The sequence below is a fragment of the Moorena sp. SIO4A5 genome (assembly GCF_010672005.1).
Classification (GTDB): domain Bacteria; phylum Cyanobacteriota; class Cyanobacteriia; order Cyanobacteriales; family Coleofasciculaceae; genus Moorena.
Genome location: NZ_JAAHHZ010000209.1, coordinates 1 through 8,652 on the forward strand (window position 1 = coordinate 1; position 8,652 = coordinate 8,652).

Genomic DNA, 8,652 nt, shown 5'->3' on the forward strand with positions numbered 1-8,652 from the left:
AAAATGCAGCCCAAGAAGAAAACCCGTAAGAAGCGGGGACACAGACAGGAAAAAACCCGTCTGATGATTGATGCTATTAGTATGAATGGTTCTGTGCTCGCCTCGGTTTCCAAAGCAGAGGAAGCACCAGTTTCAGCAGAAACTGCCCCTGAAGCACCAGCAACTGAAGCACCAGCAACTCAGGAAACGGCTGAAACTGCTCCGGAATAGTTAATCCGGAATAGTTTAGATGATGGGTAAGGATGCTTGGATCAGCTCCCCAGTGGAAACCCCCTATGCCATAGCGGTAGGGATGGAAACTAATATGGAAACTAATTAGGGCGTGTTTTCAAAGTTTTCCGCAAGATTTAGATCCCCCCCAGCCCCCCTTAAAAAAGGGGGGAGCCATAGTCAAAGTCCCCCTTTTTTAAGGGGGACCAACGGGGGATCTCCGAGGCAAGAAGACACACCCTAGGAGCGTGATTCCCATCCTCTGCAGTTTGATAGGTATGTTATTTTTATCTTTCAGACCTGTGGATAGGGCAAAATTCCCTCAAAATTCCCGTACAAACACTGAAATATAAAGGAACATTATGGCTCATAAGAAAGGAACAGGAAGTACTCGTAACGGTCGTGACTCTAATTCCAAACGCCTAGGGGTCAAGCGCTACGGTGGTCAGTTTGTCAAGGCTGGCAACATTTTGGTACGTCAGCGAGGTACTAAGTTTCACCCTGGTACCAATGTTGGTCGCGGTGGTGATGACACCCTATTTGCAATAGCTGATGGCATAGTCACTTTTGAAAGAAGGGGTAAAAGCCAAAAAAAAGTCAGCGTTTACCCGGTTGAAACCGAAGCATCAGCTTAGATACAACGGTTTATAGTTGAGACTGAAATCCCTCCATCAGCAGTTGGCTGCTGTTGATGGTAACTGATGAGGCACCCCCTCGGGGGTGCTTTTCTGTCTGGCAAAGAGAAAAGGTAATGGGTAATCGTTAACTACCAATTACCCATTACCCGATAAGGGATATGATATAGCACTACGCATTAAAGTTAGGACATTGATAGAAGCTGAAACGCTTTTGTAGTAAACTTTTGCCTCTTGCCTCTTGCCCTTGCGCGTAGCGCTATAACTAGTCAAGTATGCCCCAACTTCTTTAGTACAGGTGCGGTCGAAACCACGTGCCGTTCTAAACCCAGTTGCTTTGGACTAACCCCTAGGGCTAGGGCAACTAACTGGGGTAAATGCAGTACTGGTAACCTTAACTGACGCCCAATCACCTTTTCTACCTCCGGTTGACGGGAGTCCAGATTAAGATGACACAACGGACAAGGGGTCACCATGCAGTCCGCACCAGCATCCAAGGCTTCTTGAATATGGCTCCCTGCCATCTTGAAGGATTGTTCTGTGGCATAACTAGAAATTGGCCAACCACAACATTGAGTACGACCTCGGTAATATACAGGTGTTGCTCCTACGGTGCGAAATACAGTTTCCATGGATTCTGGATGCACTGGGTCATCGTAGGGGATGGATGTCTGAGCTCGCAGCAAATAACAACCATAGAATGCAGCACATTTGAGTCCAGTGAGCTTGCGACTGACCTGTGCTGCTAGGGCTTCCATGCCGTAATCTGCCACCAATGCCCACAGTAAATGCTTGACTTCCGTAGTGCCTTTGTAAGGAGAACAGCCTTCTTTTTTCAGCAAGCCATTCACTTTTTGCACATAAGTGGTATCGGTCTGTTGGAATTCCTTTAAACGTTCATCTACATGACCAATTACTCCCTGACAGGTGCTGCAATGGGTTAACAGGGGTAGATTCAGCTCCTCAGCTAGGGCGATGTTGCGAGCGTTAACAGTGTCTTCTAGGAGTTGGGAATCTTCTTTGAAGGTTCCAGAACCACAACAAGCAGCTTTTTTCAACTCAATCAGTTCAATCCCTAGCGCTTGGGTTAAAGCTGACGTAGATTGGTATAGTTCTCCACAGGCTCCTTGAGCAACACAGCCGGGGAAATAGGCATATTTGAGCGTAGCAGATGGCATAGTAATTTATACTTAATCGCCTTAAAACGGTTAGAGATCAGCTCAAGGGTAACAGCTCATGGCCTAAGCGCTACTAGCTTGTTCAAAATTCGTAACCGTAGCGCTTTATTTCTTCGTCAAAAATGTACTGCACAATTTTTTGCGATCGCTCATTATAGTAATCTCGATAGTCTGTCTTTCTTTCTTCGGTTTTGTTGATCACTGGTATTTCGACTTTGAAGGGCACTCCAGCTTTATCCAGGACTCTGTCAAAATCATCCTGAAGGGTTTCAAAACGCATCACAGTATCCATACCTTTGGTATAGCTTCCATAGAGTGTATACGGTTCAGCTGGAAGACCTACAAACTGTTTAAGTCGGTTTCGATTAGTATTCCGAACCAGGGATTGAACGGTTCGTTTCAGTCCATTGCCGTAAATAGAGCCATAGTGTTTCTCAATCCAATCATTAAATGAATGGGTTTTGCAAAATTCCATGTCTTCTATATAACCCGGTAGACGGTGAACCCATGACGTGGAGTCAGCGATAAAGTGTTGGTATTTTGAGGCTCTTTTTACATAGTCGGAAGCTAGACTGTCAAAGGGGTTGCGAATACAACTAAATTTTAGATAAGATGCTGCTTCTTCCTCTGTCAAAAGATTCCGTCTGAACATCTCTCGTAGAGAATGATGTCTTCTGTGCATCAAAAATTTTCCGTTGGCGTCTAGGATGTCTTGGGGGGGGACTAGTTCGCCTTCTAGCTTTTTTTCCAGGACATCTTCTACTGCTGTGCAACCAGTTCGCGGTGCCATCAGGTAGAGTAAGCCGTATTTACGGCAAATCATTGCCATGAGCAAGCTCCTGTTATTCTAGGGTTATTATAAACAAGACTTACGCCGCAAACCCAGTTTTTTAACCTAACTACACCGATTTCAGCCTTTGATTTATCACCAAAAACTGGGTTTTAAAGGTCGTAGTGCGTAAGTGCTAATCGATACGAAGTTGGTTGGTAAAGCTGTTTATGGCTTTACTAGTTTATTCTTTTACTAGTTTCCACAGAAACGTTTTAATTTCGTAAGTTGGTTCAAGTTTATGGTTCCATTTGCCAATAATTTCTGATTTATAGTTGTATTGTTTCTCGATTTTTTGTCGCAACTCCCTAGATGGATTATATAAAAATACATCACTGAATTCATCGGTATTTTTGGGGATAATTAACTGTTTGCTTTTTTCGCCATTAGGCATCTTTACGGATTTCTGGCTTAACCAGGAAAACTTGACTTTGGGGTCAAGAAGATAAGATAGCGATATCACTTCCATACTTTTTGTCAGCAAGAGGGGTTGCTCAGCCTGGTTAATAATTGCTGCTACCTGGGTATGGTTAGCACTAGTATACTTGTTCCACCAAAATTCCGCTTGAGAACTGATCACACAGGATAGAATTCCACCAGACAGTAGCAAAATCATTCCGAGTCGCCATAGCTTCTGTTGCCATACTCCCTGAAAAATGCTAGTTACTTTGTTAGTTATTTTGTTAGTAAATAGGTAAGCAACTGCTAGCTGAATACCAAGATAACAGGGAATTAGATAGCGAGTTACACTAGAACGCTTGCCTCCGGAAATTAGATCCGGTAGCACTAGGGCTAAGGCGGTAACTCCAATTAATGTCAAGATGAATAGACTAACTCGTTTGGGACTATGACGACAGAGAAAGTAAATGGCATAGCCGACTAGGATTAAGATTATTACAGAGACCAGTACGCTGGGGAAATTTAAGCCTTGGTTGAGATCAAAGAAACTCCGATTAATATTAATCAGCCAGGTTTGGGCTAATGATGATAAAGGAACTTCTTTGAGTGCCCATTTGGTTTTGCTGGATACCTTAGAAAGGTTACTGTTAGAAACCAGTAACCAAGGTACAAATACCATCAAAGCCATTAACGATGATAGCCCATAGTAAACAAGACGTTTACTGAAGCGGAACCTTTCTGTTACCAGTACATAGATGCCATGGCTGATGGCTACTAAGATAGAAAATAAAAAGGTATAAAATCCTGTCACTAACGTGAGGGCGTAAATTCCCCAGGTAGAGATAAAGTGTAGGATGTCTTTAATCTTACTGGTGGTGTTTCTTGGTTTAGTTAACCGTATTGCCCGTAACAGTGCTGCACTTGATAGCAAAATCGTTACGCTCCATAAGCCATACTGTCTTGCTGCTTGGGCATACAAAACCTGAAAGGGAGAAACGGCAACTAAGGCCATAGCTACCCATCCCACCAAGGACGACTCGAATAATTCTTGACATAACCAATAGATAGCAGGAAACATCAGCAAGCTGATCAGAGCTGAAAAACTTCTCCTCACTGCTACTGAATTCCCAAATAACTGCGCCCAAAATCGCGCCATTACGTAATATAATGGGGGATGTTGAGGTTCTTCAAACGCTAATCCCTTAATCGTACCAATCAGATTTTTTTCCGGATTTGTCTGCTGATACTTATGTAAGTCTTTAATAGCGATCGCATCCCCCTTGGAAATTTCTGGGATCATCTCTGACAATCGATAACCAGAAATCCTTAGGGAGGTAAATGTTTCATCAATCCAGTATATTTTTTGGTCAAGATTGACGAATCTAAACACTATCCCTAGCATCAACAGGATAACAATTAAAACCCCTAACCAAGTTGATGTAAATCTACGACTTTTATGCAATTTGTTTACCATAGAGGTTTACCATAGATGATATTGATTGTTATGTAGTACATTCAATTTTATTACCCCTACTCCCTACTCCCTACTCCCTACTCCCTACTCCCTACTCCCTAAAACCCTTTGCTGTTGACGGTCAACAGTCAACGGTCAACAGTCAACAGTCAAGCGGTTATCGTTATTTTTGGGTCACTCGCCAGTTGAGCTTTAGATTAATCCAGAAATTCCAGAAAGTAACTGCTGCGATCGCAATAGCATTTGCAATCAGATAGTTAATTCCCAGGAGATTAAACAACAGATTCAACAACAGCACATTCAGGCACAAACCGATCAAACAGACAAGATTGAACTTCAAAAACCGTTTCAAGCGCTTACCCCATCCCCACTGCTGACTGGCTATATCCCTAAATGTCCAGGCATCATTCCAAATAAAGTTATTCATAATGGCCGCTTCAGCAGCAATAATTTTACTGCGGGTGAGTCCCCAACCCAAAGTAGCAGGGTCATGGAGTAAGTAAAGCACAGTCATATCCACAAATACGCCACTGAATCCCACTAAGCCAAAACGAATAAACCGCTTTAAAGGGAAGGGAATGTGTTTTCTAAGTTGACCAATGGTTCCGAGAGAAAACCTTAACCGGAGTAAGTGTCTAATATAGTCTACATACTGTTTCCAGGTAACTTTGCTCTCTCCTGAGAGTCTCTCTTGAAATACATAGCCAACTTCTGCAATCCGGCCAATTTTTCCCCTAGCTAGCACTTCAATTAGAATCTTGTACCCTAGAGGATTGAGGTCTTTTTCATGAATGGCACTACGGCGTACCATAAAATAACCGCTCATCGGGTCAGAGACACGACCGATAACCTCTGGTAAAATCGATAATCCTAAAAGTTGAGCACCTCTGGATAAGAAACGCCTGACTACACTCCAATCACTAACACCTCCATCGTCTACATGACGACTGGCAATGGCTATATCGGCTCCATCCTCCATTGCTAGCAAAAGTTTTAATAATATCTCTGGTGGATGCTGTAAATCCCCATCAATTACCCCCAAAATTTTTCCAGTACCTGCTTTCCAGCCGTGAATAACTGCTGTAGATAACCCCCTTTCATGCTGACGGCGAATTACCTGTAACTGTGGATAGTCCGACATCAGAGCCTGGGCGATTTCCCAGGTACGATCGGGACTATCGTCATCTACTACAATCAGTTCGTATTGGTTTGGTATTGCTTCATCGAGCAAATTGCTCAGGATTCTAATTAGCTCCCCGATGTTTCTACTCTCGTTATAGGTGGGAATCACCAAGGATAAGGAAGAATCACCAAGGTCAGATTCTTCTGGTTTTGTGTAGTCATTACTGGTATCCAAAGACATACTCTCTAGGATGATGGGATTTTGTTTGGTTAATGGTGTTAGATGTTAGCTGTTAGGTTTTGGGTTAATGGTGTTAGTACTTAATGTCTAGCGCGCCTAATACCTAGTGCTATCAAGCCTATGGCATTAGTCATTAGTTTACTGATTAGTCATTAGTTATCAGTCATTAGTCAAAATACGTAAGCATATGCGCTACGCGCTATCAGTGCTATCAGACCAATTAAAGTAGGGTGGGCAAAGTAGTATAATCTAGAATACTCACGCATAAGCAAACTGTTTTTGCCCACCCTACAAGCTATCAGCTATCAGCTATCAGACCAATTAAAGTAGGGTGGGCAAAGTAGTATAATCTAGAATACTCACGCATAAGCAAACTGTTTTTGCCCACCCTACAAGCTATCAGCCAAAGTATGACGGCTGACCGCTGACGGCACCTCAAGCAGCGTGCGCGTAGCGCATATGCTTACCAAAATACTAATGAGTAATGAGCAACGACTCCCCAATCAGGCTTGAGCGTAATGGTTTAGTAGTTGCTCTATTTAGTTGATCTATTTATAATCCTACAGTAGAATTATACTAATTTATTCAGGGTGTCAAGTAGTCAACCTCAAACCTGTCTATCAATCCTGGTCTTGCCCTGAATTTGAGGGTTCAATCCCATCTAATCACGGGGAAACTTCCCATAACTTTATGTAACTAACGTTATGTAAAGATTTCGTGATGTGTTTAGTGCCTCAAACTCTCTAGTTAACCAAAGGCTAGGGGAATTAGGCGGGGATTATGTAAAGATTATGTAAATTTTTAAGCTAATCAAATTATTTGCTTATTATTAAGGTTTAAGCTTATGAAGCTAAGTGTTGTAATACCCTGTTTTAACGAAGTCAACACAATTGCCAATGTTATTGACGCTGTCAAAGCATCTGCGGTTAAAGAGTGCGAAATTATTGTTGTCGATGACTACTCAACCGATGGCACTAGAGAGATTTTAGAGTCATCACTGGAATCCCAAATTGACCATGTTGTCTATCATCACAAGAATCGGGGTAAAGGAGCTGCGTTACGGACTGGGTTTGGCTTGGCTACTGGAGATATCGTAATCGTTCAAGATGCTGATTTAGAGTACGATCCCCAGGAATATCCCTTGTTAATGCAGCCGATTATTGATGGCAAAGCGGATGTGGTTTATGGCTCCCGTTTCGCTGGCGGTGGTCCCCATCGGGTAGTGTATTACTGGCATATGGTGGGCAATAAATTTTTAACCATGCTCTCCAATATGTTTACCAATATTAACCTTACCGATATGGAAACCTGCTATAAGGCATTCCGGCGTGAAATTATCCAATCTATCAAAATCGAAGAATCTCGGTTTGGCTTTGAACCGGAAATTACTGCTAAGGTTGCCAAAAAGAAATGCCGCATCTATGAAGTAGGAATATCTTACTATGGTCGCACTTACGAAGAAGGGAAAAAAATTGGCTGGAGGGATGGGTTTCGGGCAATATTCTGTATCTTAAAATACAATCTTTTTCATTAGGAAGTAGTTAAAAAATAACTTATCGGTTTTTAGCGTCTCGGGTGGCCAAAAACAGTTTGGTTGTAAGGTAAGCATTCAGCCGTCAGCTATCAGCTTAAGCGCTACTTGAGATGCTACTTGAGGTGCTATCAGCTAGCAGCTAATGGGCTACGCGCATTAGCTGAATGCTTACTAATCACTTACCAAATAGTCCCTGGATTTTTGGGTTACGGTAATGGATAATAGGAAATTGTCAAGTACCCATTACCCCAGAAGAGATAGGATAAGTAGTCCACCAGATTTGATATTACTCCCTTAATTAAATTACTATAAATTAACAATAAATTAATTAACTATAGCAATCCTAAATGAATTGTGATAATTTTTGATCCCATATTCCCTACTCCCTACTCCCTACTCCCTACTCCCTACTCCCTACTCCCTACTCCCTACTCCCTACTCCCTACTCCCTACTCCCTACTCCCTATTCCCTATTCCCTTTGAATAACTATGTTGGCTTTGCTCCCTCTGATTACCTTCACTGTTTTATTTCTCTTCATCTATCGTTACAATTATTGCTGGCGTAGTTCCCTATTGTGGGCAGCTATTACTTGGGGAGTCTTATTAACCTTTATTACTGAAGTTTTAAGTTTATTTAAGTTAATTACTTGGGGTTGGATCGCGGGAATCTGGGGTTTACTGAGTCTGACGTTGATTTTTGCCTACTTTCGGACTGTTAAACCAGGACGAGTCACCCTCACCCAAGATTCACAACATGGGATTGGGCAAAATGGGATTGGGCAAAGCTCACCCTCCACAAACGGGCAAAACCCAAGGGATAGGAATGACCAAATCTCTGGTTTTTTACTGGTCTTACTTGGAGGTATAGGATTTCTGGTCGCTATCGTAGGCTTAACTGCTATCGTTGCGCCTCCCAACACCTGGGATTCCATGACTTACCACATGAGTCGTGTGCTTCATTGGATGCAGCATCACAGTGTTGCCCATTATCCTACCCATATTCCCAGACAGCTTTACCAAAACCCTTGGG

General features: G+C 42.5%; 7 protein-coding genes and 2 pseudogenes. 5 read left to right on the forward strand and 4 right to left on the reverse strand.

The features are described from left to right. Nucleotides 1–210, forward strand: a pseudogene (locus F6K57_RS32365) (50S ribosomal protein L21); the annotation flags it as partial. A 362-nt stretch (nt 211–572) separates the two neighbouring features. Continuing rightward, nucleotides 573–845, forward strand: coding sequence for a 50S ribosomal protein L27 (gene rpmA, locus F6K57_RS32370; RefSeq protein ID WP_070395797.1), 273 nt, complete (start codon nt 573–575; stop codon nt 843–845). A gap of 269 nt (nt 846–1,114) precedes the next feature. Here rpmA and F6K57_RS32375 read toward each other — a convergent pair whose 3' ends face one another. The 4 genes from F6K57_RS32375 to F6K57_RS32390 all read right to left on the reverse strand — a co-directional run bounded on the left by F6K57_RS32375 (nt 1,115) and on the right by F6K57_RS32390 (nt 6,088). Next, nucleotides 1,115–2,023 carry a CoB--CoM heterodisulfide reductase iron-sulfur subunit B family protein gene (locus F6K57_RS32375; protein WP_075904680.1) on the reverse strand — a complete coding sequence of 303 codons (909 nt, stop codon included), beginning with the start codon at nt 2,021–2,023 and terminating at the stop codon, nt 1,115–1,117. An 82-nt stretch (nt 2,024–2,105) separates the two neighbouring features. Then, a complete protein-coding gene (locus F6K57_RS32380; protein WP_293021655.1) occupies nt 2,106–2,852 on the reverse strand; it encodes a sulfotransferase family 2 domain-containing protein in 747 nt (248 codons plus the stop codon). Between the two features lie 184 nt (nt 2,853–3,036). After that, nucleotides 3,037–4,725, reverse strand: coding sequence for a glycosyltransferase family 39 protein (locus tag F6K57_RS32385; protein WP_293021657.1), 1,689 nt, complete (start codon nt 4,723–4,725; stop codon nt 3,037–3,039). 163 nt (nt 4,726–4,888) lie between these two features. Then, nucleotides 4,889–6,088, reverse strand: a complete 1,200-nt coding sequence (locus tag F6K57_RS32390) for a glycosyltransferase (RefSeq protein WP_293021659.1) — start codon at nt 6,086–6,088, stop codon at nt 4,889–4,891. Between the two features lie 844 nt (nt 6,089–6,932). Here F6K57_RS32390 and F6K57_RS32395 point away from each other — a divergent pair. From F6K57_RS32395 to F6K57_RS32405, 3 genes and pseudogenes are all read left to right on the forward strand, one after another. Further along, nucleotides 6,933–7,622, forward strand: a complete 690-nt coding sequence (locus F6K57_RS32395) for a glycosyltransferase family 2 protein (protein WP_293021660.1) — start codon at nt 6,933–6,935, stop codon at nt 7,620–7,622. Nucleotides 7,623–7,976: 354 nt separating this feature from the next. Then, entirely contained in the window at nt 7,977–8,105 is a 129-nt protein-coding gene (locus tag F6K57_RS32400) for a hypothetical protein (protein ID WP_293021661.1), read from the forward strand. A 6-nt stretch (nt 8,106–8,111) separates the two neighbouring features. After that, nucleotides 8,112–8,652, forward strand: a pseudogene (locus tag F6K57_RS32405) (hypothetical protein); the annotation flags it as partial.

What these genes read in the sequence shown, in the direction of transcription:
- rpmA (WP_070395797.1), top strand. Translation starts at nt 573, where the DNA reads ATGGCTCATAAGAAAGGAACAGGAAGTACTCGTAACGGTCGTGACTCT.
- F6K57_RS32375 (WP_075904680.1), bottom strand. Translation starts at nt 2,023, where the DNA reads ATGCCATCTGCTACGCTCAAATATGCCTATTTCCCCGGCTGTGTTGCT.
- F6K57_RS32380 (WP_293021655.1), bottom strand. Translation starts at nt 2,852, where the DNA reads ATGGCAATGATTTGCCGTAAATACGGCTTACTCTACCTGATGGCACCG.
- F6K57_RS32385 (WP_293021657.1), bottom strand. Translation starts at nt 4,725, where the DNA reads ATGGTAAACAAATTGCATAAAAGTCGTAGATTTACATCAACTTGGTTA.
- F6K57_RS32390 (WP_293021659.1), bottom strand. Translation starts at nt 6,088, where the DNA reads ATGTCTTTGGATACCAGTAATGACTACACAAAACCAGAAGAATCTGAC.
- F6K57_RS32395 (WP_293021660.1), top strand. Translation starts at nt 6,933, where the DNA reads ATGAAGCTAAGTGTTGTAATACCCTGTTTTAACGAAGTCAACACAATT.